Annotated in this window: 22 protein-coding genes; 14 read left to right on the top strand and 8 right to left on the bottom strand. The window is 70.7% G+C overall.

From position 1 onward, the window contains the following. Window positions 1–3: 3 nt before the first annotated feature. On the bottom strand, window positions 4–540 hold the full coding sequence (locus tag RKD20_RS40035; RefSeq protein WP_424881970.1) for a GNAT family N-acetyltransferase: 537 nt from the start codon (window positions 538–540) through the stop codon (window positions 4–6). A gap of 71 nt (window positions 541–611) precedes the next feature. On the opposite strand from RKD20_RS40035, the gene RKD20_RS40030 reads away from it, so the two are divergent. From RKD20_RS40030 to RKD20_RS40020, 3 genes are all read left to right on the top strand, one after another. Beyond that, on the top strand, window positions 612–1,004 hold the full coding sequence (locus tag RKD20_RS40030; protein ID WP_389817609.1) for a VOC family protein: 393 nt from the start codon (window positions 612–614) through the stop codon (window positions 1,002–1,004). 108 nt (window positions 1,005–1,112) lie between these two features. Then, the gene (locus RKD20_RS40025; protein ID WP_424881969.1) at window positions 1,113–2,435 is read left to right on the top strand and encodes a diacylglycerol/lipid kinase family protein; all 1,323 of its coding nucleotides are present in this window, start codon (window positions 1,113–1,115) and stop codon (window positions 2,433–2,435) included. Between the two features lie 84 nt (window positions 2,436–2,519). Further along, on the top strand, window positions 2,520–3,572 hold the full coding sequence (locus tag RKD20_RS40020; RefSeq protein ID WP_424881968.1) for an aldo/keto reductase: 1,053 nt from the start codon (window positions 2,520–2,522) through the stop codon (window positions 3,570–3,572). Here RKD20_RS40020 and RKD20_RS40015 read toward each other — a convergent pair. The 3 genes from RKD20_RS40015 to RKD20_RS40005 all read right to left on the bottom strand — a co-directional run bounded on the left by RKD20_RS40015 (window position 3,569) and on the right by RKD20_RS40005 (window position 8,447). After that, the gene (locus tag RKD20_RS40015; RefSeq protein ID WP_424881967.1) at window positions 3,569–6,172 is read right to left on the bottom strand and encodes a cellulosome protein; all 2,604 of its coding nucleotides are present in this window, start codon (window positions 6,170–6,172) and stop codon (window positions 3,569–3,571) included. The genes RKD20_RS40020 and RKD20_RS40015 overlap by 4 nt on opposite strands. Window positions 6,173–6,297: 125 nt before the next feature. Further along, window positions 6,298–6,837, bottom strand: a complete 540-nt coding sequence (locus tag RKD20_RS40010; RefSeq protein ID WP_424881966.1) for a MarR family winged helix-turn-helix transcriptional regulator — start codon at window positions 6,835–6,837, stop codon at window positions 6,298–6,300. After that, entirely contained in the window at window positions 6,834–8,447 is a 1,614-nt protein-coding gene (locus RKD20_RS40005; protein WP_424881965.1) for an FUSC family protein, read from the bottom strand. The genes RKD20_RS40010 and RKD20_RS40005 overlap by 4 nt, the downstream gene beginning before the upstream one ends. Window positions 8,448–8,617: 170 nt before the next feature. On the opposite strand from RKD20_RS40005, the gene RKD20_RS40000 reads away from it, so the two are divergent. From RKD20_RS40000 to RKD20_RS39985, 4 genes are all read left to right on the top strand, one after another. After that, entirely contained in the window at window positions 8,618–9,148 is a 531-nt protein-coding gene (locus tag RKD20_RS40000) for a DUF5134 domain-containing protein (protein WP_424881964.1), read from the top strand. A 263-nt stretch (window positions 9,149–9,411) separates the two neighbouring features. Continuing rightward, window positions 9,412–10,083 (top strand): phosphatase PAP2 family protein, encoded by a 672-nt coding sequence (locus RKD20_RS39995; RefSeq protein WP_424881963.1) that lies wholly within the window; start codon window positions 9,412–9,414, stop codon window positions 10,081–10,083. Between the two features lie 428 nt (window positions 10,084–10,511). Further along, window positions 10,512–11,204 carry an HAD family hydrolase gene (locus RKD20_RS39990; protein WP_424881962.1) on the top strand — a complete coding sequence of 231 codons (693 nt, stop codon included), beginning with the start codon at window positions 10,512–10,514 and terminating at the stop codon, window positions 11,202–11,204. A gap of 237 nt (window positions 11,205–11,441) precedes the next feature. Beyond that, a complete protein-coding gene (locus RKD20_RS39985) occupies window positions 11,442–12,116 on the top strand; it encodes a TetR/AcrR family transcriptional regulator (RefSeq protein WP_424881961.1) in 675 nt (224 codons plus the stop codon). Here the strand turns inward: RKD20_RS39985 and RKD20_RS39980 are convergent. Next, window positions 12,104–13,606, bottom strand: a complete 1,503-nt coding sequence (locus RKD20_RS39980) for an LVIVD repeat-containing protein (protein WP_424881960.1) — start codon at window positions 13,604–13,606, stop codon at window positions 12,104–12,106. The genes RKD20_RS39985 and RKD20_RS39980 overlap by 13 nt on opposite strands. A gap of 109 nt (window positions 13,607–13,715) precedes the next feature. Here RKD20_RS39980 and RKD20_RS39975 point away from each other — a divergent pair, with 109 nt between their 5' ends. Beyond that, window positions 13,716–14,369 carry a DUF305 domain-containing protein gene (locus RKD20_RS39975; RefSeq protein ID WP_424881959.1) on the top strand — a complete coding sequence of 218 codons (654 nt, stop codon included), beginning with the start codon at window positions 13,716–13,718 and terminating at the stop codon, window positions 14,367–14,369. Window positions 14,370–14,415: 46 nt separating this feature from the next. Here the strand turns inward: RKD20_RS39975 and RKD20_RS39970 are convergent, their stop codons facing one another. Continuing rightward, complete coding sequence (locus tag RKD20_RS39970; protein WP_424881958.1) at window positions 14,416–14,874, bottom strand: DUF6214 family protein; 459 nt, start codon at window positions 14,872–14,874, stop codon at window positions 14,416–14,418. A gap of 189 nt (window positions 14,875–15,063) precedes the next feature. On the opposite strand from RKD20_RS39970, the gene RKD20_RS39965 reads away from it, so the two are divergent. Continuing rightward, a complete protein-coding gene (locus RKD20_RS39965; protein WP_424881957.1) occupies window positions 15,064–16,407 on the top strand; it encodes an FAD-dependent oxidoreductase in 1,344 nt (447 codons plus the stop codon). A gap of 102 nt (window positions 16,408–16,509) precedes the next feature. Further along, complete coding sequence (locus RKD20_RS39960) at window positions 16,510–17,898, top strand: nucleobase:cation symporter-2 family protein (protein WP_424881956.1); 1,389 nt, start codon at window positions 16,510–16,512, stop codon at window positions 17,896–17,898. Here RKD20_RS39960 and RKD20_RS39955 read toward each other — a convergent pair. Continuing rightward, window positions 17,818–18,171, bottom strand: coding sequence for an ArsR/SmtB family transcription factor (locus RKD20_RS39955; RefSeq protein ID WP_424881955.1), 354 nt, complete (start codon window positions 18,169–18,171; stop codon window positions 17,818–17,820). The genes RKD20_RS39960 and RKD20_RS39955 overlap by 81 nt on opposite strands. Before the next feature lie 161 nt (window positions 18,172–18,332). On the opposite strand from RKD20_RS39955, the gene RKD20_RS39950 reads away from it, so the two are divergent. Next, the gene (locus RKD20_RS39950; RefSeq protein WP_424881954.1) at window positions 18,333–19,412 is read left to right on the top strand and encodes an NADH:flavin oxidoreductase/NADH oxidase; all 1,080 of its coding nucleotides are present in this window, start codon (window positions 18,333–18,335) and stop codon (window positions 19,410–19,412) included. Window positions 19,413–19,698: 286 nt separating this feature from the next. Next, window positions 19,699–19,878, top strand: a complete 180-nt coding sequence (locus tag RKD20_RS39945) for a hypothetical protein (protein ID WP_359426111.1) — start codon at window positions 19,699–19,701, stop codon at window positions 19,876–19,878. 4 nt (window positions 19,879–19,882) lie between these two features. On the opposite strand, the gene RKD20_RS39940 is transcribed toward RKD20_RS39945, so the two are convergent. Beyond that, window positions 19,883–21,145, bottom strand: a complete 1,263-nt coding sequence (locus tag RKD20_RS39940; protein ID WP_424883430.1) for a PHB depolymerase family esterase — start codon at window positions 21,143–21,145, stop codon at window positions 19,883–19,885. Window positions 21,146–21,661: 516 nt separating this feature from the next. On the opposite strand from RKD20_RS39940, the gene RKD20_RS39935 reads away from it, so the two are divergent. Continuing rightward, window positions 21,662–22,639 (top strand): pectate lyase family protein, encoded by a 978-nt coding sequence (locus RKD20_RS39935; RefSeq protein WP_424881953.1) that lies wholly within the window; start codon window positions 21,662–21,664, stop codon window positions 22,637–22,639. 48 nt (window positions 22,640–22,687) lie between these two features. After that, on the top strand, window positions 22,688–23,491 hold the full coding sequence (locus tag RKD20_RS39930) for a pectate lyase (RefSeq protein ID WP_402265538.1): 804 nt from the start codon (window positions 22,688–22,690) through the stop codon (window positions 23,489–23,491). Window positions 23,492–23,495: the final 4 nt, after the last annotated feature.

The following is a 23,495-nucleotide window of genomic DNA, read 5'->3' as shown; positions in this document are numbered from 1 at the left end:
ACGTCACACCAGCGGCTTGACCAGCAGCTCGAACTGCAGGTCGTCGCGCTGCGGAACACCGAAGCGCTCGTCGCCGTACGGGAACGGCGTCATCTGTCCCGTACGGCGGTAGCCGCGCCGCTCGTACCAGGCGATGAGGTCCTCGCGTACGGAGATCACGGTCATGTGCATCTCGGTGACACCCCAGGTCTCCCGCGCGATGCGCTCCGCCGCCGCGATGATCACCTTGCCGAGGCCGCCGCCCTGGAGGCCGGGGCTGACGGCGAACATCCCGAAGTACGCGTAGCTGCCCCGGTGTTCGAGCTGGCAGCAGGCGACCACCTGCCCGTCCCGCTCCACGGTCAGCAGCTTGCTGTCGGGCGACTTGATGACCGCGAGCACACCCTCCGGGTCCGTCCGCTGCCCCGCCAGGATGTCCGCCTCGGTGGTCCACCCGGCCCGGCTGTCGTCCCCGCGGTACGCCGACTCGACCAGCGCGACCAGCGTGTCCACGTCGGCGTCGGTGGCGTCACGGAAGGTGAGGCCGGCGGTGGTCTCCATGGGGCGCATCTCCACTTCAGGGGCACGACTCGGGCAGAGTCGAGAGTAGCCCCCCGGCTAGGCTCGCCCGCATGGTGCACGTACTGAGCGGCCGCGTCCTGCTGCGGCCCACGGATCCGGAGCGTTCCCGAGTCTTCTACGGCGACCAGCTGGGCCTCGCCGTGTACCGCGAGTTCGGTACGGGCCCGGAGCGGGGCACCGTCTACTTCCTCGGCGGTGGCTTCCTGGAGCTGTCGGGACGCTCCGAGGCCCCGCCGGCCGCGGACGTCCGGCTGTGGCTCCAGGTCCCGGACGTGACCGCGGCGCACGAGGAGCTGCTGGCCAAGGGTGTTGAGATCGTGCGACCGCCGGTCAGGGAGCCGTGGGGGCTGGTCGAGATGTGGGTGGCGGACCCGGACGGCACCCCGATCGTGCTGGTGGAGGTGCCGGCGGACCATCCGATCCGGTACCGGCCGGGAATCTGAGCGCCCCGCCTCGACGACAGGCATCCGATGTGATGCCGATCGTTGCGACGACTTGGATATGCTCCGCCGACCGCCGTGGCCCGAGGGCGCCGAGCAGTGGAGGAGCACATGAGCCTGGACCTGAACGCCCCGGTCTTTCGCCGGCAGAGATGGGCGGCCAGGACGTCCCTGGCGGCGGCCGTCCTCGCGGTCCTGCTCCCTCTCGCCTACGGCGGTCTCGGCGGCGTTCTGCTGCTGGCCGCCGGGCTCGCGGGCGCGGCCGTCACGGCGGCGACGGTGTGGTGGACGCTGACGCGGCGCGGACCGGAGCGCTGGCTGGCGGCGGGCCTCGCGGTCGTCACCCCGGCGCTCGTCCTGGTCCTGTTCGTGGTCACCCTGGGATGGGTGATCCTGCTGTCGCCGGTGCTGTGGAGCGTGGCCGTGTGGAGCGGGCGGTACGCGCTGCGCAGCGCCGGGACCCGGCCGAAGCGGATGAAGGAGCACCGGGCGCGGTCCGTGCGACGCCCCTTCCTGATCATGAACCCCCGTTCCGGGGGCGGGAAGGTCGGGCAGTTCCGGCTGCGGGAGAAGGCCGAAGAGCTGGGCGCCCAGGTGGTGCTGCTCGACCCGGAGGAGCACCTGGACGTGACCGCGCTGGCGCAGGCGGCCGTGGCGGAGGGCGCCGACCTGCTCGGTGTCGCGGGCGGTGACGGCACCCAGGCGCTGGTCGCCGCCGTCGCCGCGGAACACGACCTGCCGTTCCTCGTCATCTCCGCCGGCACCCGCAACCACTTCGCCATGGACCTCGGCCTCGACCGCACCGACCCCTCGACCTGCCTCGACGCACTCATCGACGGGGTCGAACTCCGGGTGGACCTCGGCTTCGTGGCGGACCGTCCGTTCGTCAACAACGCCTCCTTCGGCGCGTACGCGGCGGTCGTCCAGAGTCCCGCCTACCGCGACGACAAGATCGGCACCACGCTGGAGCTCCTGCCCGATCTGCTCACCCGTCAGCGCGGCCCCCAGCTGACCGCGCGGGTCGACGCGACCACCGTCGACGGCCCGCAGGCCGTGCTGGTGAGCAACAACGCCTACCGCACCGGTGACCCCGTGGGCCTGGGCCGCCGCGAGCGGCTCGACTCCGGGCTGCTCGGCATCCTCGGGGTCCGGGTGGACAGTGCGGCCGAGGCGGCGGCCCTGCTGCTCGACCCCGCTCCGCAGGGTCTCGCGGTGCTGTCCGCGCGGGAGGTGGTCGTCGACGCCGACCACCCGGAGATCGAGGTCGGCGTCGACGGCGAGGCCCTGGTCCTGCCCACCCCGGTCCACTGCCGTATCGCGCCCGGGGCACTCCGCGTCCGCGTCCCGAGGAAACGGCCTGGCGTACCGGCGGCCCAACCCCGCCTGAACTGGCGCCGGTTGCGCAAGCTGGCGGCACCGGCCGGGCGGCCGTGAGCGGGTTCCGGCGAAGCGGGTTGCGCTGGAGTGCGCTCCAGCTCCTGGCGTCGTACGCACGACCTGCCTGAAGGGGAACTGATCGTGCGGTACACACTGTTCGGCAAGACCGGTCTGCGCGTGAGCGAGCTGAGCCTCGGCGCGATGGTCATGGGCGAGAATCCCGCCTACGGCTCCGACAAGGAGACCAGCGCCAGACTTCTGGACGCCTACGCCGACGCGGGCGGCAACTTCGTCGACACGGCGGACATCTACTCGGGCGGGGCCTCGGAGCGCATCCTCGGCGAGCTGCTCGACGGGCGGCGCGAGGAGTTCGTGCTGGCCGGCAAGTACACCTGCGGAACCCGTGCGGGGGACGTCAACTCGGCCGGCAACCATCGCAAGAACCTCGTGCAGTCGGTGGAGGCGAGCCTCGGGCGGCTGCGGACCGACCGGCTGGACATCCTGTGGGTGCACGCCCACGACAACTTCACCCCGGTCGACGAGGTCATGCGGGCGCTCGACGACCTCGTCCGCACGGGCAAGGTGCTCTACGTCGGCGTGTCGGACTGGCCCGCCTGGGAGATCGCACAGGCCAGCACCCTTGCTGAGTTGCGGGGTTGGACGGCCTTCGCGGGTTCGCAGCTGCGCTACAACCTGCTGGACCGCACTCCGGAGCGTGAACTGCTGCCCCAGGCACGGGCGTTCGGCCAGGCGGTGCTCGCGTGGTCACCGCTGGCGGGCGGGAAGCTCACCGGCAAGTACCGGCGGGGCGAGACGGGCCGCCTCGACGCCTGGGGCGACAAGCCGAACGCGCGGGACGAGGAGATCATCACGGCCGTCGTGGAGATCGCCGAGCAGGGCGGCTGGAGCCCGGCCCAGGTGGCGCTGGCCTGGCTGCTCGGCCGACCCGGCAATGTGGTGCCCATCGTCGCGGCCACCCGGGAGAGCCAGCTCGCCGACAACCTCGGCAGCCTCGCCGTCCGTCTCGACGCCGACGCCGTCACCCGGCTGGACCGGGTGAGCGCGGTGCCGCTCGGCTTCCCGCACGACTTCGTACGGGAGCCGGCCATCGTCGAGAACATCTACGGCGACCGCTGGCAGGCCATCGACGACCGGCGCTGGGGATATCGGCGTACCGCGACCGACGTGCTCTAGAGCGGACGCCCGTCGGCCTCCGCGGGGGCGAGCGGGGTCACCGTGATCCGGTCGATGACGGGGGCTTGGGCGGAGCGTTGGCCGAACTCGTTCCTGGTGTCCCCGGCGAAGTCGGGGAGTTCGTCGGCGGTGAAGGTGAGCGTGTTGAGGCCCGGGCGCAGGGTGACCGGTAGGGAGAGGTTCCAGAAGTTGTTGAAGTGGAAGGTGGTGGGGAACAGGACGCGGTGGGCGGGGGCGCCGTTGACGGAGATGTCGGCGTGGCGGCAGACCGGGTCCGGGTTGTAGTGGGTGGACGGGGGCTGCTCGCCGTTGGAGTAGCGGATCGTCAGCGCGTGGCGTCCGGCGCGGTCCGCCGTGACCGTGAGGGTGAGCGCGTTCGCGGGCCCGGCACCGACGCCGTCGACCGCCTTGCCGCCGGTGGCGTACGGGAAACCGGTCACCGTCGCCGCGCCGGTCAGGATGCCTTCCTCGGCGGCGTACGCGGTCGTGGGCAGGAGGCCGCGCGAGGGGGCGACGCGCAGCCTGTCGACGATCAGCCGGTCGGAGGTCCCGGTGATCGTGATCTTGTTGACGCCTCCGGCGAGGAAGAGCGGTACGGCACCGCGCTCGACGCGTCCGACCTCCTCGCCGTTCACGCTCAGCACGCCCTCTCCGGGCCCGAGCACGTCGACGGTCACGGAGGCCTCGCCGTCGTCGGCCGCGTACGCCCAGAAGGTGACCGTGCCGCCCCGCGGGAGCACCGCCACGCCGGGCCCCGAGGCGCCGCGGTGCGCGAGGCTGACCCGGGCCCCGCCGCCGAGGTCGGCGAACTCGGCGTCGTACAGCGCGGTTTGGTCCTTCTCCCGCAGCACGACGTCCAGCTTGTCGACGACCGCGTCCCCCTTGGTGAGCCCGAGGTCGGGGTCCTGGGCCGCGAGGGTGATCCGGTGACGGCCCGCGGTCAGCTCCACCCGGGTGTCGGTGTGGCCCCACACCGCCCACTTGTAGCCGAGCGGCAGCCGCAGTTCGCGCGGGTCCTTGCCGTCGACGCGCAGGAAGACGTTGGTGGGGCCCTGCTCCCGCACCAGGTCGGCGAGGTTGTGGGAGCCCGCGAAGACGGCCAGGTCGTAGGTCCCGTCCTCCGGGACCTCGACGTCGAAGGCGAGCACGCCGTCGGATCCGGTGCGCAGTCCGCCCACGTGGTAGCCGCCGGAGGTCGCGAACCGGTCGACGGCGGACGGCGATCCCTCGGGCCCGTTCTTCGAGTAACCGCCGCCCGTGTAGGTGGCGTCCTCGGCCTCGTACGTCCGTCTCCAGCGCACCGCGGGCGGCAGCGTCACGGCCCCGTTGCCGCCCGGCGACAGGATCACCTGGTAGGCGGACATCGCGTCGAGGCCGGCCAGGCTCAGCGTCACCTTGCCCTCGACGACGGGGAGTTCCTCGTCCCGCAGCCGCAACGGCGGTGCGCCGGCCCCCACTTGCCCCGTCCAGGGAATCTCCACCAGGCGCGCGTGGACGACGGTGCCGAACACCTCCGCGTCCACGCCCTCGAACACGACGTCCGCCGCACCGTCCGCGCCCCCGAACAGCACCCTGGCCTGGCGCTTCTCCCCGTCGAGGGCGGCCACACCCTGGAGCGTGTACTGCTCGTTGGGGTGCGGGGCGACGACCCGGACGGTGTTCCCGGTCAGCTGTCCGTAGGCGTTGTACAGCCACCACTGGCCGTTGGCCTTGTTCGCCTCCACCGCCGAGTCGTTGAGGTTGCCGGCGATGTTCCAGTAGGCGAGGTCGGCGTCGACCTTCGACTCCTCGATCGCGGCGATCCACTGGATCATCTGCCCGGGGACCGAGACGTGGTAGTTGTGCGCGTACTCGTTGATGTTGACGGGCAGCGGGCCGATGCCCAACTCCCGTTCCCAGTCACGGTACTTGGCCACGTTCGTGCGGACCTCGGCGGGCGAGGACAGCTCATGCCAGGTGACGATGTCGGGCAGTACGTCGTGCGACTTCGCGAACTCCAGGAAGTCCCGGACCTCGGGGTACAGGACGCAGGTGTTGGGTCCGGCCACGCGGGCGTCCGGGTCGAGGTCCTTGATGAGGCGGTGGGCGGCTTCCCAGGCGGCGAAGTAGTGGTCCGGCCCGGTCCGCCAGGACACCCCGTCGTAGCTCCACTCCCCCTCGCCGAACATGTTGCCCTCGGGCTCGTTGAACGGCACGTACACGACGTGGGATCTCAACTCCCCCAGGGTCAGGACGTGTTCGACCTGGCGGCGGATCACGTCCAGGTGCCCGGCGAGCCGCTCCTCGCCGGTGGCACCCGGCCACTCGTACGGAAACCCCCGGTAGAAGTCGGGCAGATAGACGTACACGTCCTTCCCGCCCGCCGCGACGAACGGCGGCAGGATCTCCAGCGCGTCGCCCCCGGGATGCTGGGTGCCGTCCTGGGCCTTGGTCGTCACCGTCCGCGGGTACATGCCCTCGACCACGACACGGCTCGGTACACCGTCGCCGTACAGGCCGTAGAGCGTGCCGCTCGCTCCCCCGTGGAAGGGGCCGGTCTCGGTGCCGAGGTCGATGGTGAGCTTCTCGCGGGCGGGGCCTTCGGCTGCCACGGCATCCATCCTTCGTTCGACATTCCGTACGACAATCGATGATCCGCACCGACCTGGACGAACGTAGGAAGCGCGGGTGGACCGCGTCAACAGGCAACGGGCTTCGAAACTTCCGAAACCGCAGGTCGCAGGCGTCAGGCGCGCAGCGCGCCCAGGCTCCCCTCCAGTCGGCCGAGCAGCTCTCCCAGCCGGGCGGCGAGTTCGTCCCGCGCCTCGGGGGTCAGGACGGACAGCACGGCCGTCTCGTACTCCAGCTGCTCGGGCAGGATCCCGTCGACCAGCTCGCGGCCGGCGTCGGTGAGCCGGACGTGGGCGACGCGGCGGTCGCGGGTGTCGCCCCGGCGCTCCACCAGGCCCCGTTCGGTGAGCTGCTTGAGGCGCTTGGTGACGGCGGCGCCGGAGGAGAAGGTCTCGCGGGCCAGGTCACCGGGGGTGAGCTCGTGGCCGGTGCGGCGCAGCGCGCCGAGCAGGTCGAACTCGGGGCGGCTGAGCCCGGCCCGGCGCAGGGGGGCGTCCTCGGCCTGCTGGAGGAGGGCGGCACAGCGGTTGACGCGGCCGATGATCTCCATGGGGCCGGTGTCGAGTCCGGGGTGGACGGTCTGCCACTGCCGGACAACCGCGGCGACGGTGTCGTGCCTCGTCGGGTCCGCCGGTCGTCCGTTCGGTGCCGTCATGGACGTACGCCCTCCGTTCTGTGCTGCCGGATCGTCGCGGCGAGCGTACGGTGTCCGGCCCGCTCGGCGCGCACGACCCTCTCCTGGGGCAGGGCACGCTGCCACCATTCGCCGGACGCGGCCTCCATGGTGGCGCGCAGATCGACCAGGGCGGTGGCGAGGACGCGGCGGGCGGAGTCCAGGGCGCCGGGCGCGCGGTGCGGCTCGGCCAGGAGGCGGGCGATGTCTTCGTGGGCGCGTTCCACCGCGGCCAGCGACTGCTCGACACGGTCGCCCGCGCGCCGGTTGGTGACGGCCACGGCGGCGACGAATCCGACCAGCGCCCCGACGAGGGTGTCCATCACCCGCTCGGTGATCAGCCGGCCGGGCTCCTGGTACCCGGCGAACTCGGTGATGAGCAGGGCCATCGGGGTCACGCAGATGCTGCCGAGCCAGTAGTTGCGGGCGATGAGCGCCTCGGCGCCGAAGTTGAACGCGAGGCAGCACAGGACGAGCGCTGCGGGCCCGAGGTGGGCGAGCGGGACGACGGCGGCGAACACCAGCACCCCGACGAGATTGCCGACGACCCGCTGGACGCCCCGGCTCCAGGTGAGGGTGACGTTGGCCTGGTAGAGGGAGGCCGCGGTGACCAGGGCCCAGTAGGGGCGGCCGACACCGAGCGCGAGGGAGACGTAGCCGGCGAGGGCGCAGCCCAGGGCGGTGCGTACGGCGATCGGGGCGAGCATGCGCCACACCGGGTGGGCGGGGGCGGCGAGCTCGATCTCCACGCCGAGGAGTTCGTCGTCGTCCGGCGTCCGCGGGACCGGTGCGGTGCCGCGCAGTGCGCGGGCCCAGGCGCGGAGGCGGTCCGGGTCCGCGTCGGCCGGGGCGGCGAGGGCGACCTCGGCGCGGACGGCGAGGCGTTCGAGGGCGCGCCGGGTTTCGGAGCGGGTTCCGGCCGACAGGAGGGTCTGCCAGGCGGCCTGCACGGCGGCGTGGGCGGCTCCGCCGGCCTGCGGGCGCGGGTTCTCGGCGTACGCGGCGGCCGTGTCCAGGGCGCGGGCGGTGGCCCGTCGCTCCGGGCCGTGCGGCCGGAACAGGCCCGGTGCCATCCCCACCAACCAGGCCCAGGCGCCCGTCGCGAGGGCCAGGGCGAGGTGGCCGGGGACCTGGGCGAGGGTCTGCGGGGCGAAGAGGGAGGCGGAGCTGATGAAGGTGAGGACCACATGTCCCGGCGGCCCGATCCGGGTCGCGTCGCAGAGTGTCTTCTGTACGGCGGCCACCAGCGCGCCGACGGTGACCAGCACGACCGCGCTGCCGGTGAGCGAGGCGGCGACCAGGCCGGCCCCGAGGCCGGCGACCATGCCGAGCACCCCCCAGGCCAGGGCGCGGGCCCGGGCGGCGTAGGGCCGGTTGTGGGCGTAGAGGGCGCACAGGGACCCGGCCATGGTGTACATCGCCAGGTCGAGGCGGCCGAGGGCCAGCAGGGTGAGGTTGGGCGGGGCGACCGCGACCACCACGCTCAGGGCTGGCTTGAACCAGATGTCGGAGGGCCTGCCGAGGCGCAGCACACCGGCCAGCGGAAGACGGCGTACGCGTGGAGTGTCGGGCTGGGGGGTCGCACTGCTCATGAAGCAATACTTTAGCAGGTGTTTTATCTGTAAATGACTACGGGCGGCATTACCGTCATCACCCTGACCTGCTGTGCTCCGCCGCACGCTCCCCGCGTACACCCTTGCGCTCGATTGCGCGCCGCATGGCCCGGGCATTCCTTGACCGACCGTCGATCGGGGAGGTTGGCGTGCACGGACCGGCTTCGTCCGGCTGGCTGCTGGTGACGATCTGCGCGGCGACCGGGGCGTACTGCCTGCTGCGGATGCGCAGCAGCGTCGAGGAGCAACGCCGGGCCGCGGGCGGTGAGGCGCTGATGGGCTTCGGGATGGCCGCGATGGCCGTACCGGCCGCCGTGTTCACGCCCCCGCCGTGGGCCTGGCCGCTCTGTACGGCGGTGTTCGGCGGGGCCGCGCTGCGCGCGCTGTGGGCGGCGCGCTCCAGCACCCATCATCTGCATCACCTGGTGGGGGCGGGGGCCATGGTCTACATGGCGGTGGTGATGGCGGCCTCCCCCGGACACCACGGCGGTGCGGGAGTCCCCGTCGTGACGGGCGCGCTGCTCCTCTACTTCGCGGGGTACGTCCTGCTGTCCGGCGTCCGCCTGATACCGGTGACCGCGGGCGGCGGCACCGTCGGCTGGGGCGACCGGCCCGAACTCGCGCGCGCGTGCCGGCTGTCGATGGGCATCGCGATGGTGGCGATGCTGCTGACGCTCTGACGTGCGCGGCGACTGACGGCGACGGGACTTGCGGCTTCGGCGGCCGCGGTCGCACCCGCGGGAAGAGGAGTTCACCGCCTGCTGACGACCACGGCGGCGCCGGACGGCCGGGGGCATGGACCCGCGGACAACAGGGAACCCGGCAACGACCATGCCCCCATGGCGGACAGCCGGCCATGACCGCGGCCCCGGACAACGGCCGGTCCGGCCCACCCGCACCCCGGAATTCGCCTCCCACCGCACCGGTCGACGAGGATCGCACCATGCACACCCCGTCCGTCGACTCCCCGCCCCGCCCGCCGGAGCACCGGACCGCCGCCCGCGCTTCCGGGGTTCTCGCTGTGTGCTCGGTGCTGCTGCTCGTCCTGGTCGTGGTCAAGTGGCACCCGCTGCTCACCGTGGACGGCGACATCGCCGACGCCACCCACCGCTGGGCGGTCGACGAACCGGGGCTCACGCACGCCTTCCGGATCCTCACGGACTGGGTCTGGGACCCATGGACGATGCGTCTCCTGGCGGCGGCCGCGGCGATCTGGCTGGTCTGGCGCCACAACGCCCGCTGGGCCGCCATGTGGCTGGTGGCCACATGTGCGCTGGGCACACTGGTCCAGCAGGTCCTGAAGTCCGCGGTCGGCCGCGAACGCCCGGTCTGGCCCGACCCCGTCGACACCGCGCACTTCGCGGCCTACCCGTCGGGCCACGCCCTGACGGCCACGGTCGTGTGCGGCCTCCTCCTGTGGCTCCTGCACCACTACGGCGTCGGCCGCACCCTGTGGCTCACGGCCCTGGCACTCGCCGTGATCTCCGTCGTGGGTGTCGGCCTCACCCGTATCTGGCTCGGCGTCCACTGGCCCTCCGACGTGCTCGGCGGCTGGCTGCTGGGCGCGATGCTGGTCACGCTGGCGGTGACGGTCCACCAGCGGCACCGGCCGTGAACGACGGCCCGAGCCGGGTCTACGGCTACGTGGGTCCACCCGCGCCGCGCTCGACGGTACGGCCGGATCGCGCGGGCCGAACCATCCGTTCCGCCGCCGACCTCGACACCTGGCTGTCGGGGCGCGGGGCAGCCGAGACCTCGGAGCCCTTCACCTTCGTCGTCGCCCTGGGCCGCCGGCCGCTGGGCGGTCGACGAGGTCACCAACCACTCCACGGGCTACTGTCCGGACCTCGATTCATGGCAGGCGGTCGGGCGTGCGCTGGACCTGGCCGGCGTCGAGCACCCGGGCCGGTTCACCCACGAATGGTGTTCCGGCTCTGCGACGAGTGCGGGGAGCGGTCGATCGCGCGCGAGCAGGATTTCGTCTGCGTGTTCTGCGGAAACGCCCTCCCCCGGACATGGAACGCCGGCCCGTAAGATCATCGTATGGCTGCCGTCCTGTTCGACTTCTCGGGGACCCTCTTCCGGATCGAGTCCACCCACTCCTGGCTGAGGGCCGCCCTCGACGAGGCGGGACTCCCTCTCGCCGAGGCCGAGTTGACGGGGGTGGCGCGGGAGCTGGAGCACGTGGGGGCCTTGCCCGGTGGGGTCGCGCCCCGGGTGCCGATGCCGGACGGGCTCGCCGCCGTGTGGGACGTCCGGGACGAGAGCGCCGAGTTGCACCGGGCCGCGTACACCGGGCTTTCGCGGCTCGTCACGCTGCCGGATCCCGCCCTGCACGACGCGCTCTACGACCGGCACATGCTCCCCGCGGCCTGGCAGCCGTATCCCGATGCCGCCGAGGTACTGCGCGCACTCCGCGAGCGCGGGACCAAGGTGGGCGTCGTGAGCAACATCGGCTGGGACCTGCGCCCGGTCTTCCGCGCGCACGGGCTCGATGAGTACGTCGACGCGTATGTGCTGTCGTACGAACACGGCGTCCAGAAGCCCGACCCCCGGCTGTTCAAGACCGCCTGCACGGCGCTCGGTGCCGAGCCCCGGGACGTGCTGATGGTCGGCGACGACCGGCGGGCGGACGGCGGTGCGGCGGCCCTGGGCTGCGCGGTGCACTTCGTGGATCATCTGCCGGCGGCGCAGCGGCCCGACGCGCTGCGGCCCGTCCTCGACCTGGTGGACTGAGGCCGGGGTTCCGATCGGGGTTTCCGCTCGGAATCGACAGCAGAAAACTGTCCGAAAACGGGGTGGTCGCCCCGCCAGAAGGTCGCCTGAGGACACCATTGGGGCGTATGCTCGCCCACCCTGGACGATCCCCCGCGTCGCCCAGAGCAGGCAGCAGCCCCGACCAGGCCGTTTTCGGGCCGGTCCGGACGCACTGAGTATAGTTGGCTGATAGCCAGTCAACGCAGGAGTTACAGCATGTCCCCGCGCAGCGCCTCGGTCAACGAAGAGTTGCGCCGCCGTTCCCGGGAGCGGCTCCTGCAGGCGGCACTCGAACTGGTCTCCGAGCGGGGTTACGAGGCCACGACCCTCGGCGACATCGCGGACCGGGCCGGTTCGGCGCGCGGTCTGGTGTCGTACTACTTCCCCGGCAAGCGCCGGCTCGTGCAGTCCGCGGTGCACCGGCTCATGCACCGCACGCTGGAGGAGGCCCTGGAGCGCGAGCCGCGCACCGAGGACGGCCGGGAGCGGATGGCCCGCGCCATCGACGCGGTCCTCGGTCTGGCACAGGACCGGACGGTGCTCATGCGCCAGCACATGGCGGGACTGCTGGACACCGAGGGCTTCGTACAGTGCCCGGAACAGCAGCGCCTCGCCGAACTGCTGCGGGACACGATGGAACGGCACGGTTCGCAGACGGTCGGGACGGACTACCCGATGCTGCGCTCGCAGCTCATGGGCGCCGTCTACGCGATGGTCCTGCCGAACGTGCCCCTGCCGATCGCGACCCTGCGCGCCGAGCTGTTCACCCGCTACCGGCTGGATTGGGAGCAGGGCGTCCCGCCGGGCACCGAGGCACCCGACGGGACGTGCGACAAGGATCTGTCGCGTTTCTTCGAGACGGGCCCGGAGGCCGGGGATCAGTCGAAGTAGTCAGGCTGGGTCTGGACGTTGAGCTCGCCGAGCCGCACCTTCCTGGCCGGATCCGTCCGCTTGTCGCTGAGCTTCAGGACGTCGAAGCCCTTGGCGATGTCGTTGGAGTAGATGAAGCCGTTGTAGTAGTACGCCGACCAGGGGCCGGCGGTCGTCAGCCGCCCGGTGGTCACGGGTCCGCGCTCGAAGTAGCCGATTTCCTTCGGGCGCGAGGAGTTCGTGAAGTCCCAGACGGAGACACCACCCTGGTACCAGGCCTGGACCATGATGTCCCTGCCCTTGACCGGGATCAACGAGCCGTTGTGGGCCACGCACACCTCGACGTCCGCCTGGTAGCGGGGGATCTTGAAGTAGCTGCGGAAGACCAGCTTGCGCTTGTCGCCCTTCCCGACGATGTCGTAGATGCCGTCGGCACCGCGGTTCGGACCGATCTCCGCGTTGCAGGTGGCCGCACCGCCGCCGCCCAGCTCGTCGGTGAAGACGACCTTGTTCGCCTTCTGGTTGAAGGTCGCCGAGTGCCAGAACGCGAAGTTCACGTTGTCCTGCACCCGGTCGATGACCTTCGGGTTCTCCGGGTCCTTGACGGAGAACAGGATGCCGTCGCCCATGCAGGCGCCCGCCGCCAGGTCCTTGTCCGGGAGCACCGTGATGTCGTGGCAGCCTGTGGTCTTGGCGACGCCCGGGTTGGTGGGCGAACCGGGGTTGCCGCCGCCGTCGGGGCCCTCGCCGGGGAAGAGCACCGGGAAGCTGACGACCGCCGCCTCCTCGGGGGCGTCGCGCGGCACCTTGATGACGGAGATGCCGTCGTGCGGCGGCTGGCAGTCGGGGTAGGCGGCGCTCGGTGAGTACGAGGAGACGTAGATGTAGACGTTCCTGGGCTCGGGCACCAGCGTGTGGGTGTGCGAGCCGCAGGCGGTCTCCACGGCGGCGACGTACTTCGGGTTCTCCTTGTCGCTGATGTCGAAGACCTTCATGCCCTCCCACGAGGACTTCTCGGTCGCGGGCTGGGTGGTGCTGCTGCAACTGCTGTCGCTGCGCGAGGAGTCGGTGGACAGGAACAGCAGGTCGCCGGAGACGGAGATGTCGTTCTGCGAGCCCGGGCAGAGCACCTGGGCGATCGTCTTCGGCGCCTTCGGGTCGCTGATGTCGAAGACGCGGAAGCCGTCGTAGTTCCCGGAGAAGGCGTACCTGCCCTGGAAGGCCAGGTCCGAATTGGTGCCGGTCAGTGCGTCCTTGGGGATGTTGACGAGGTGCTCGATGTTGTCGGAGTGGACGATCTCGTCCTGCCCGGGTATCTCGCCGCCGGCGATCGCCGCCTTCACCTCGGCCTCGGTGCTCTTGGAGACACTCTTGCCCGCCGTCGGACCGTCCCCGGGGTCTGGGGTCGCGACGGCGGGGCCTGCGGTCAGCAGCGCGGCCAGGAGACCTGCGGCGGCCGCGGCAACTCCCAGACGTCTGTGGCGGGTTCGGGACTCTTGCAACAGGATCACTGTTTCCTCCCTGTGCCGTTCATGTGGAACGGTTCACGCGTCACCGCAGTATCGTCTTCGCCATGCACAGATCAACGGGAGGCAACGAAATCGTCATGAGGGGTCCACGGTGAGCACTGCGCTTTTCCGCCGCGCGCCGTACGCGACGGCCGCCCTGGTCGCGCTGGCAGCCCTGGTCCTCGGAGGGTGCGACTCCGACACAGACCCGAAGTCCGCCCCGGCGACCGGGCCTTCGGTGCTGGTGCCCGGCAAGCCCGGTGAGGCGAACCGCACACTGTCCGCCCAGGACGCGGAGGAGCAGCGGGCCGACGACGACACCCCCAACTCGGCGGACGTCTCGTACGCGCGGATGATGATCACGCATCATGCCCAGGCCCTGGAACTGACCGAACTGGCCCCGCAGCGCGCCGAGTCGGCGAAGCTCAAGGCCCTCGCCGAGCGGATCTCGGCCGCCCAGGGGCCGGAGATCGAGGCGATGAGGGCCTGGCTGAAGGAGTACGGCCAGTCCGAGAAGAGCGACGCCCACGCGCACGCCAGGATGCCCGGCATGGCGACCGAGGCCCAGTTGGAGAAGTTGCGAGCGGCGAAGGGGAAGGCCTTCGACGAGCTCTTCCTCACGCTGATGATCACTCACCACGAGGGGGCGATCACCATGGCGACGGACGTGAAGGGGCAGGGCAACAACGTCCGGATCGAGGAGATGGCGGACGACGTGGTGGCCCAGCAGACGAGCGAGATCAACCGCATGCGGAACATGCTCTGAACCGAGGCGACAGGTTCCGATAGGCCGGTCGGCCCAAGCGCCCGCTTCACCGCCGCGCGTGACGTGGCGTCAGGAAGCCCGCGTCGCGCGCCTGCGAGATGAGCCGGAGCGACTTGCGGCGGCTGTGTCCGGTCGCGCACATCACGGCGAGGACCGGGTCGACGCCGTCCTCCTGGGCGGCCCGGTACTCCTGCGCCACCAGCCACCGCCCCTCCGGGCCGCGCGGCCAGGCCGGGCGAGCACGACGCGGTCCGGCCTCACCGGCCACCGCCTCGGGCTCCCTTCCGCAAGCCGCGAAGAGCGGCCCCTCGATCCAGTCCGCGAGCACGCCCAGGTCGTCGAGCGGCAGGGCGGGCGTCGCCCGTACGTCCTCCAGGCAGACACCTCCCTGGCCCACCACGGCGAGTGCGTCGACCCGGGCGCCGTCGGAGAAGGCCAGCCGGACGGTGAACCACGCCATCGCACCGGCGTCCTCCCGCACTTCCCACGCGGGCCACACGGACACGCTGCCGTCCGTCGGACAACGATCAGAAAGATTAAGAAAGGATGCTTCTAGCACACACGCAACGTAACCGCATGATCACAATCCATTCGAACGGACACGCACACCCAGGTCGCTCCGGCACCCTGTCAGAGCAGCACCGGCGGTGCGATCCTGGAGGTGTCAGCGACTCCTCTCGTAAGGAGTTCCGCCGTGCTGCGTGTCGCCGTCGTCGGCTCCGGGCCCAGCGGGTGCTACACCGCCCAGAGCCTCGTCCAGCAGGACCCCGACGTGCTCGTCGACGTCCTGGACCGGCTGCCCTGCCCGTACGGTCTGGTGCGCTACGGGGTGGCACCGGACCACGAGAAGATCAAATCGCTCCAGACCAGTCTGCGGACGATCCTGGAGCACGAGCGGGTGCGGTTCCTCGGCAATGTCGGGGTCGGCCCCGGCGGGGTGCCGGTCGCCCGGTTGCGCGAGCTGTACCACGCCGTCGTGTACTGCGTGGGTGCCGCCACCGACCGGCATCTGGGGATCCCGGGCGAGGAGCTGCCGGGCAGTTGGTCGGCGACGGAGTTCGTGTCCTGGTACAGCGCGCATCCCGACTCCACGGCCGACGGCTTCGTGGCCGGCGCCCGGTCGGCGGTGGTCATCGGTGTGGGCAACGTCGCCGTCGACGTGACGCGGATGCTGGCGCGCGGGGTGACCGAGCTCAGCCCGACCGACATCCCGCATCCGGCGCTCACCGCGCTGGCGGCCAGCCGGGTGTCGGAGGTCCACATGGTGGGCCGGCGAGGCCCTTCCCAGGCCCGCTTCACCACCAAGGAGCTGCGCGAGCTCGGTTCACTTCCGGACACCGAAGTGGCCGTGCACGCACAGGAGTTGGCGCGGGACCCGGCCTACCTCGATCCCTCCGCCCTGCCGGCGCCGCAGCGCCGGAACGTGGAGGTGCTGCGGGGCTGGGCGGCAGCGGAGTCACGCCCGTCCGCCCACCGGATCTCGTTGCGCTTCTTCCTGCGCCCCGTCGAACTCCTCGCCGACGGCGGCCGCGTGGGCGCGGTCCGCTTCGAGCGGACGGTGCCGGACGGGCGCGGCGGCGTGCGCGGCACCGGCGAATTCGAGGACATCGAGGCCCAGTTGGTGTTGCGCTCGGTGGGCTACCGGGGAATGCCGGTGGAGGGGTTGCCGTTCGACGCGGACAGCGGCACGGTGCCCAACGTCGACGGCCGTGTGGTGTACGACGGTTCCGCCGTCCCCGGAGAGTACGTGGCCGGCTGGATCAAGCGCGGCCCGACCGGCGTGATCGGCACCAACCGCCCGGACGCCAAGGAGACGGTCACCTCGCTCCTCGCGGACGCCCCCGTGCTTGTACACGAAGAACTCCGCGAGGACCCGCTCGACGCCCTGCGGGCAGCGGGCGTCGAGCCGGTGGAGTGGGCGGGCTGGTGCGCGATAGAGCGAGCGGAGGCGGCGCTCGGCGCGTCCCTGGGCAGGGGTGTCGTGAAGCTCCCGGACTGGCAGTCCCTGATGGGGGTGGTGCACGGACACGCCCGCTAGGGGCGCGGGATACCGAGCCGTCGGCAGCGGATCAGCACCGGGCAACGAACCGGCAACACCGCCGAAATCAACAAACTGTTCAACACCCCTACGGTCTCGGACATGGCCCAAACCACCCCTGTGCATCCCGTGGACGAAGTACCTCCGGTACGACAGCTCGCCGCCTTCGGTCTCCAACACGTGCTCGCGATGTACGCGGGCGCCGTGGCCGTCCCGCTGATCGTCGGCGGCGCGATGCAGCTGTCACCGGCGGACCTGGCGTATCTGATCACCGCCGACCTGCTGGTGTGCGGCATCGCCACCCTCATCCAGTGCATCGGCTTCTGGCGTTTCGGCGTACGACTGCCGATCATGCAGGGCTGCACCTTCGCGGCCGTGTCCCCCATGGTCCTGATCGGCACCACGGGTGGCGGACTTCCGGCGATCTACGGCTCGGTGATCGTCGCGGGACTCGCGATCACGCTGCTCGCACCGGTCTTCGGCAAGCTGCTGCGCTTCTTCCCGCCGCTGGTCACGGGCACGGTGATCCTTGTCATCGGTATCTCCCTGCTGCCGGTCGCGGGCAACTGGGTGGCGGGCGGCGTCGGATCGGCGGACTTCGGCGCCCCGAAGAACATCGCGCTGGCCGTCTTCGTGCTGGCGGTGGTGCTGGGGGTGCAGCGGTTCGGGCCCGCGTTCCTGAGCCGGATCGCGGTGCTGATCGGCATCGTGGTGGGCCTGGCGGTGGCCGTTCCCTTCGGGTTCACGGACTTCGGCGGGGTCGGGGACGCGGACTGGGTCGGGATCAGCACGCCGTTCCACTTCGGGGCGCCGACCTTCGAGTTCTCGGCGATCGTGTCCATGCTGGTCGTGGCTCTGGTGACGATGACCGAGACGACCGGTGACCTGATCGCGGTCGGCGAGATGACGGACCGCAAGGTCGAACCGCGGCCCCTCTCGGACGGTCTGCGCGCGGACGGCCTGTCGACCGTGCTCGGCGGGGTCTTCAACACCTTCCCCTACACGGCGTACGCCCAGAACGTGGGCCTCGTCGGCATGACCCGGGTGCGCAGCCGCTGGGTCGTCGCCACGGCCGGCGGCATCCTGGTCCTGCTCGGCCTGCTGCCCAAACTGGGTGCGGTCGTCGCGGCCGTACCCGCGCCGGTGCTGGGCGGGGCGGGCCTGGTCATGTTCGGGACGGTCGCGGCAAGCGGCCTGAGGACCCTCACCCAGGTGGACTTCAAGGGCAACAACAACCTGACCGTGGTGGCCGTCTCGGTGGCCATGGGCGTGCTGCCGGTCGGCGTGCCGACGATCTACGAGAAGTTCCCCGACTGGTTCCAGACGGTGATGAACAGCGGCATCAGCGCGGGCTGCCTCACGGCGATCGTGCTGAACCTGCTCTTCAACCACCTGCCGGGGAAGTCCCGTTCAGCCGCTCCCGACCCGGACGGCCTGGCGGGCGGCGGCGTCGAGGAGACTGTCAAGAAGCCCCGGGAAGAGATCGTCTAGGTCGTCCCGGCGCAGGCCGTTCATCTTGGCCGTGCCCTGGTAGATCTGCCGGATCACTCCGCTCTCGCGCAGCACCCGGAAGTGGTGGGTGGTCGTCGACTTGGTGACGGGCAGGTCGAAGTGCGAACAGGAGAGCTCGTCGCTGACCGCGGCGAGCTCTCGCACGATCCGCAGGCGCATCGGGTCGGAGAGCGCGTGCAGGACGCCCTCCAGCCTGATCTCGCCACGCTCCGGATGTGGAAGGGCACGACTGCTGACGGCGGGGGAGGTCACGGCGGCTCCACTTCTCCAGGCTTTCCCGGGGCCCCGTGGACTCGGGGACCGGCCTCGGGCACCCCCATTGTACGAGACCTATCGTAGTTTGACATCCGACGTACTACGATGCCTATCGTACGAGTCGACCACCACCGGTCCCGTGACGAATGGAGCCCGCCGTGAGCGCACTCTTCGAGCCCTTCACGCTTCGCGACGTGACGATCCCGAACCGGGTGTGGATGCCGCCGATGTGCCAGTACTCGGCCGCTCCGGACGGCCCCGGGACCGGCGCCCCGAACGACTGGCACTTCGCGCACTACGCGGCCCGCGCGGCCGGCGGCGCGGGCCTGATCATCGTCGAGGCCACCGGGGTCAGCCCCGAGGGCCGTATCACCCCCTACGACCTCGGCATCTGGAACGACACCCAGGTCGAGGCGTTCCGCCGCATCACCCGCTTCCTGGTCTCCCAGGGCACGGTCCCGGGAATCCAGCTCGCCCACGCCGGCCGCAAGGCGTCGACCGACCAGCCCTGGAAGGGCGGCGCGCCGCTCGCCCCGGACGCAGGGGGCTGGCAGCCGCTGGGCCCGAGCGCGCTGCCGTACGACGAGGACCACCCGGTACCGGCCGCGCTGACCGGGCATCAGATCACCGAGATCGTCGCCCAGTTCGCGGACGCGGCCCGCCGCGCCCTCGCCGCCGGCTTCGAAGTCGCCGAGATCCACGGCGCCCACGGCTATCTGATCGGCAACTTCCTCTCCCCGCACAGCAATCACCGCACCGACGCGTACGGCGGCTCGTACCAGAACCGCACCCGCTTCGCGCTGGAGGTCGTCGACGCGGTGCGCGAGGTCTGGCCCGACGACAAGCCCCTCTTCTTCCGCGTCTCGGCGACGGACTGGCTGGAGGAGGGCGGCTGGACCGCCGAGGACACCGTCCGCTTCGCCCGCGACCTGCGGGCCCACGGCATCGACCTCCTGGACGTCTCCACCGGCGGCAACGCCTCGGGCGTGCGCATCCCCGTCGGCCCCGGCTACCAGGTCCCCTTCGCCGCCCGCGTCAAGGCGGAGACCACCCTGCCGGTGGCCGCGGTCGGTCTCATCACGGAGACCGAGCAGGCCGAGAAGATCCTCTCCAACGGCGAGGCGGACGCGGTGCTGCTCGGCCGCGAGCTGCTGCGGAACCCGTCCTGGGCGCGGCATGCGGCGCGGGAACTGGGCGGGAACGTGCATGTGCCGGACCAGTACCACCGGTCGGTCTGACGCCGTTTCCGCGAAGGGCCTTCGGCGCAGGGGGCACGGGCAGTAAGCTCGCCTGCGCACGGTCGGTTCGCCGACCGCGACGGGGAATGGGTCCGGCGTCCCTTTCGGGCGCGTCCACCGAGGGATCGGCGGCGCGTCAATCGCGACAACTTCACACGCGGCCTGCACGCCGGCAGGGCCTCAGTTGATCACCGTCGGTAGCGGGTGGTCGGCCTGAGACACCTGCCATCCCGCCTGCGGCTCGCGCTCGGTTCGATCACCCTCCCTCTCGGAGGAGGCCCCGAGCATGGAGTCGCGGATCGTCCTGGACATCCTGGGCGCGGCAAGCGTGGTGTCCGTGTTTCTGTACGCCCTCACCGGACTGCTCGACCAGGTGCGGGGTCTGCTGCGCTCCTGGCATGCCGTCCGGCGGGACGCCCGCGCACTGCGCCGGAACATCCCGCCGGAGGGCCGCGACGGCCGGTGAGCCGTCAACTCGCCGTACAGGCCTTGCCGTTGAGCGTGAAGGCACCCGGCGCCGCGCTGTTCCCGCCGTGGTTCGCCTGGTAGCCGATGCTGACACTCGCGTTCGGCGCGATCGTGCCGTTGTACGTCGCGTTCGTCCCCGTCACCGCGCCGGAGGACGGGCTGTACGTGGCGCCCCAGCCGTTGGTGATGGACTGGCCGGTGGGGAGGGTGAAGGCCAGCTGCCAGCCGTTGATCGCGGTGGTGCCGGTGTTGGTGATCGTCAGGGAGGCCGTCAGGCCGGTGCTCCAGGCGTTGGTCGTGGCCGTCACCTTGCAGGCGCCCGGCTGGGGTTGGGGCGCCGGGCCCGAGCCGTCGAGGCCGAAGAAGGTGAGGGCGCGGGCGGCCATGCCGGTGGTGTAGAGGTTGTGGCCGACGCCCTGGAGACTGATCGCCTCGACCGGGGCCCGGTCACCGGTGGCGCCGTAGCGGGTGCGGGTCCAGCCGGAGACGGGCGTGTCCGTGGCGGCCGGCGTCTGGCTGACGCCGAGGACGTTCGTCCACTGCTTGATCTCCTCACCGAAGTTGGGGTAGCGCAGCACGTCGTCGGTGGTGCCGTGCCACACCTGCATGCGCGGCCGGGGGCCGGTGTAGCCGGGGTAGGCGGCGCGGACCAGGTCGCCCCACTGCTGCGGAGTGTGGGTGACGGTGCCACCCGAGCAGGCGCTGTTCCACTCTGAGCCGTCCGTCGTGGCGAAGCAGCCGAAGGGGACGCCGGAGAAGGCCGCACCCGCCGCGAACACGTCCGGGTAGTCGCCGAGCAGGACGTTCGTCATCATCGCGCCGGAGGAGATGCCGGTGGCGTAGATCCTGCCGGTGTCGGCGGAGTAGGTGTTCACCGTCCAGTCGATCATCGACTTGATGCCCACGGGGTCGCTGCCGCCGCCCCGCTTGAGCGCCTGCGGCGAGGACACGTCGAAGCACTTGCTGGACCGGGTGACCGAGGGGTAGATCACCACGAAGCCGTAGGTGTCGGCCAGTCGGGCCCACTCGGTGCCGTTGTACATGGCCGGTCCCGAGCCGGTGCAGTAGTGCACGGCGACGACGACCGCCGGATGCGCGGTGACGTTGCCCGGCACGTACAGGTACATCTGGAGATTGCTGGGATTGGTACCGAAATTGGTGATTTCGGTGAGGGTCGCCGTGGGGACGGCCTCCGTGCGGGCGGATGCGGTGGGGACGGCGGCGAAGAGCACCGCCGCGAGTAACGACAGCAGGATCGCCATCATCGAACTCAGCGGTCTCGTGCGGGTGGTGGACACGTCCTTGCCCCTCTCTTTCGGAAGGATCAGCCGGATGAGTTGATCTGGGTCGACAGGGCAGCGCCACGACAGCGCAACAGCAGCAGGGCGAGCAGGGTGAGCACCGGGCCGCCGGCGAACGTACGCATGCATGGAGTCGCCACCTGCTCACCCCTCTCGGAAGGTCTCCGAGATCTCGCGGAAGGGAAGCGTCCGGCGAGCATCGTGGCATGCGCATGGCCGCCATGGAAGCGCTCCCACACCTCGAAAGAATTCGCTCGCGACCACCACCCCCTCCCCCACCTGGGTGGCCGGATGTCTTCTGCGCAAAGCGTTGACCAGAAAGCGCTTACCCTCTACGTTCCGTTCAGCGATGTGACCGGCTCGCCTCACCGGGTCCTTGCATTGCGGCACCGCACTGCGCACGTCGTTCAAGTTTGAGAACACTCTTCACGTACATGACCGACCAGGCACCATGCAGGCACCACGAAGGGACGCACCCGCATGCGTACTCGCCCCCCACGTACACACGCGCAAAGATCCGCTCTTGCCGCCGGTGCGGCCGCGCTCGCGACGGCGGCCGCCCTGGCCGTTCCGCAGCCGGCCGGGGCCGCCGAGACCTCCCCCATCGGTTTCGGCGCCGGCACCACCGGCGGTGGCAGCGCTTCCGCGGTCACCGTCTCCACGCTGAGCGCCTTCAAGACGGCCGTCACCGGCAGCACGGCGAAGGTCGTCAAGGTCAACGGCCTGATCTCGCTGAGCGGCACGGTCGACGTCGGCTCCAACACCACGGTGCTGGGCGTCGGTTCGTCGTCCGGGTTCACCGGCGGCGGGCTGCGGCTGAAGAAGGTCACCAACGTCGTGGTCCGCAACCTGAACATCAGCAAGCCCGTCGCGCCCGCCGACGGCATCGAGGTGCAGGCCTCGACGAAGGTGTGGATCGACCACAACTCCTTCTCGGCGGACCGCGATCACGACAAGGACTACTACGACGGGCTGCTGGACATCAACCACGGCTCGGACAGCGTCACGGTGTCCTGGAACACCTTCAAGGACCACTTCAAGGGCTCGCTCGTCGGCCACAGCGACAACAACGCGAGCCAGGACACCGGCCATCTGAAGATGACGTACCACCACAACTGGTTCAACAACGTCAACTCGCGCATCCCCAGTCTGCGCTTCGGCACCGGGCACTTCTACGACAACTACGTCGTCGGCGCCGAGACCGCGGTGCACTCACGCATGGGCGCCCAGATGCTCGTGGAGAACAACGTCTTCCGGAGCACCGGAGTCGCTGTCACCACGAACCGGAACAGTGACGTGGACGGATACGCCAACCTGCGCGGCAACGACCTCGGCGGAGCCGCCACCGAGGTCTCGCAGGTCGGCACCTTCACCACCGCTCCGTACAGCTACACCGCCGAGCCCGCCTCCTCCGTCGTCGCCTCGGTGACGGGCGGCGCGGGCGCCGGAAAGCTCTGACTTTCCCCCACCAGTCCACCCCCACCACAAGGAAGAAGGATTCGGGACATGACTTCTTCGGCACGCCCACGCGCGCGTACGCGCGCGCTGACCGGCGCCGCGGCCGCCCTCGGCCTCTCGGTTGGCATGATCATGACACTCAATGCGCCGACGGCGAGCGCCGCCACCTGGCCCACCGCGAACGGCAGCCAGGCGGTCTCCTCGACCATCCAGCTGTCCGGCACCAAGGACTACGGGATGAAGCGCCTGTACGGCACGGGCGACCTGGGCAGCGACAGCCAGGACGAGGACCAGGGGCCGATCCTGAACCTGGCCGCGGGCACCGTCCTGAAGAACGTCATCATCGGCGCCCCCGCCGCCGACGGCATCCACTGCGCGGGCAGCTGCACGCTGCAGAACGTGTGGTGGGAGGACGTCGGCGAGGACGCGGCGACCTTCCGCGGCTCCTCGTCGTCGAACGTGTACACCGTCTCCGGCGGTGGCGCGCGGTCGGCCAGCGACAAGGTGTTCCAGTTCAACGGCGCCGGCACGCTCAACGTCTCGAACTTCGCGGTGCAGAACTTCGGCACCTTCGTCCGCTCCTGCGGCAACTGCTCGACGCAGTACAAGCGGACGATCAACCTCAACACCATCGAGGCGACCTACTCGGGCAACAAGCTCGTCGGCATCAACACCAACTACGGCGACAGCGCGACCCTGAAGAAGATCACGATCGTCGGTGACTCCGGCAAGAAGATCGTCCCGTGCCAGAAGTACATCGGGAACAACACGGGCAAGGAGCCGACCACCAACGGTTCCGGACCCGACAGTACTTACTGCAAGTACGCCACCTCCGACATCACCTACAGGTAGCCGC

The organism is Streptomyces sp. SLBN-8D4 (genome assembly GCF_049739545.1).
GTDB lineage: Bacteria > Actinomycetota > Actinomycetes > Streptomycetales > Streptomycetaceae > Streptomyces > Streptomyces canus_C.
The sequence above is the reverse complement of the archived record's forward strand: the minus strand, read 5'-3'. Positions and strand labels throughout refer to the sequence as shown.

Excerpts from the sequence above, each read along its gene's own strand:
- RKD20_RS40035 (WP_424881970.1), bottom strand. The coding sequence starts at position 540 with ATGGAGACCACCGCCGGCCTCACCTTCCGTGACGCCACCGACGCCGAC.
- RKD20_RS40030 (WP_389817609.1), top strand. The coding sequence starts at position 612 with ATGGTGCACGTACTGAGCGGCCGCGTCCTGCTGCGGCCCACGGATCCG.
- RKD20_RS40025 (WP_424881969.1), top strand. The coding sequence starts at position 1,113 with ATGAGCCTGGACCTGAACGCCCCGGTCTTTCGCCGGCAGAGATGGGCG.
- RKD20_RS40015 (WP_424881967.1), bottom strand. The coding sequence starts at position 6,172 with ATGGATGCCGTGGCAGCCGAAGGCCCCGCCCGCGAGAAGCTCACCATC.
- RKD20_RS40010 (WP_424881966.1), bottom strand. The coding sequence starts at position 6,837 with ATGACGGCACCGAACGGACGACCGGCGGACCCGACGAGGCACGACACC.
- RKD20_RS40005 (WP_424881965.1), bottom strand. The coding sequence starts at position 8,447 with ATGAGCAGTGCGACCCCCCAGCCCGACACTCCACGCGTACGCCGTCTT.
- RKD20_RS39995 (WP_424881963.1), top strand. The coding sequence starts at position 9,412 with ATGCACACCCCGTCCGTCGACTCCCCGCCCCGCCCGCCGGAGCACCGG.
- RKD20_RS39990 (WP_424881962.1), top strand. The coding sequence starts at position 10,512 with ATGGCTGCCGTCCTGTTCGACTTCTCGGGGACCCTCTTCCGGATCGAG.
- RKD20_RS39985 (WP_424881961.1), top strand. The coding sequence starts at position 11,442 with ATGTCCCCGCGCAGCGCCTCGGTCAACGAAGAGTTGCGCCGCCGTTCC.
- RKD20_RS39960 (WP_424881956.1), top strand. The coding sequence starts at position 16,510 with ATGGCCCAAACCACCCCTGTGCATCCCGTGGACGAAGTACCTCCGGTA.
- RKD20_RS39945 (WP_359426111.1), top strand. The coding sequence starts at position 19,699 with ATGGAGTCGCGGATCGTCCTGGACATCCTGGGCGCGGCAAGCGTGGTG.
- RKD20_RS39940 (WP_424883430.1), bottom strand. The coding sequence starts at position 21,145 with ATGATGGCGATCCTGCTGTCGTTACTCGCGGCGGTGCTCTTCGCCGCC.
- RKD20_RS39935 (WP_424881953.1), top strand. The coding sequence starts at position 21,662 with ATGCGTACTCGCCCCCCACGTACACACGCGCAAAGATCCGCTCTTGCC.
- RKD20_RS39930 (WP_402265538.1), top strand. The coding sequence starts at position 22,688 with ATGACTTCTTCGGCACGCCCACGCGCGCGTACGCGCGCGCTGACCGGC.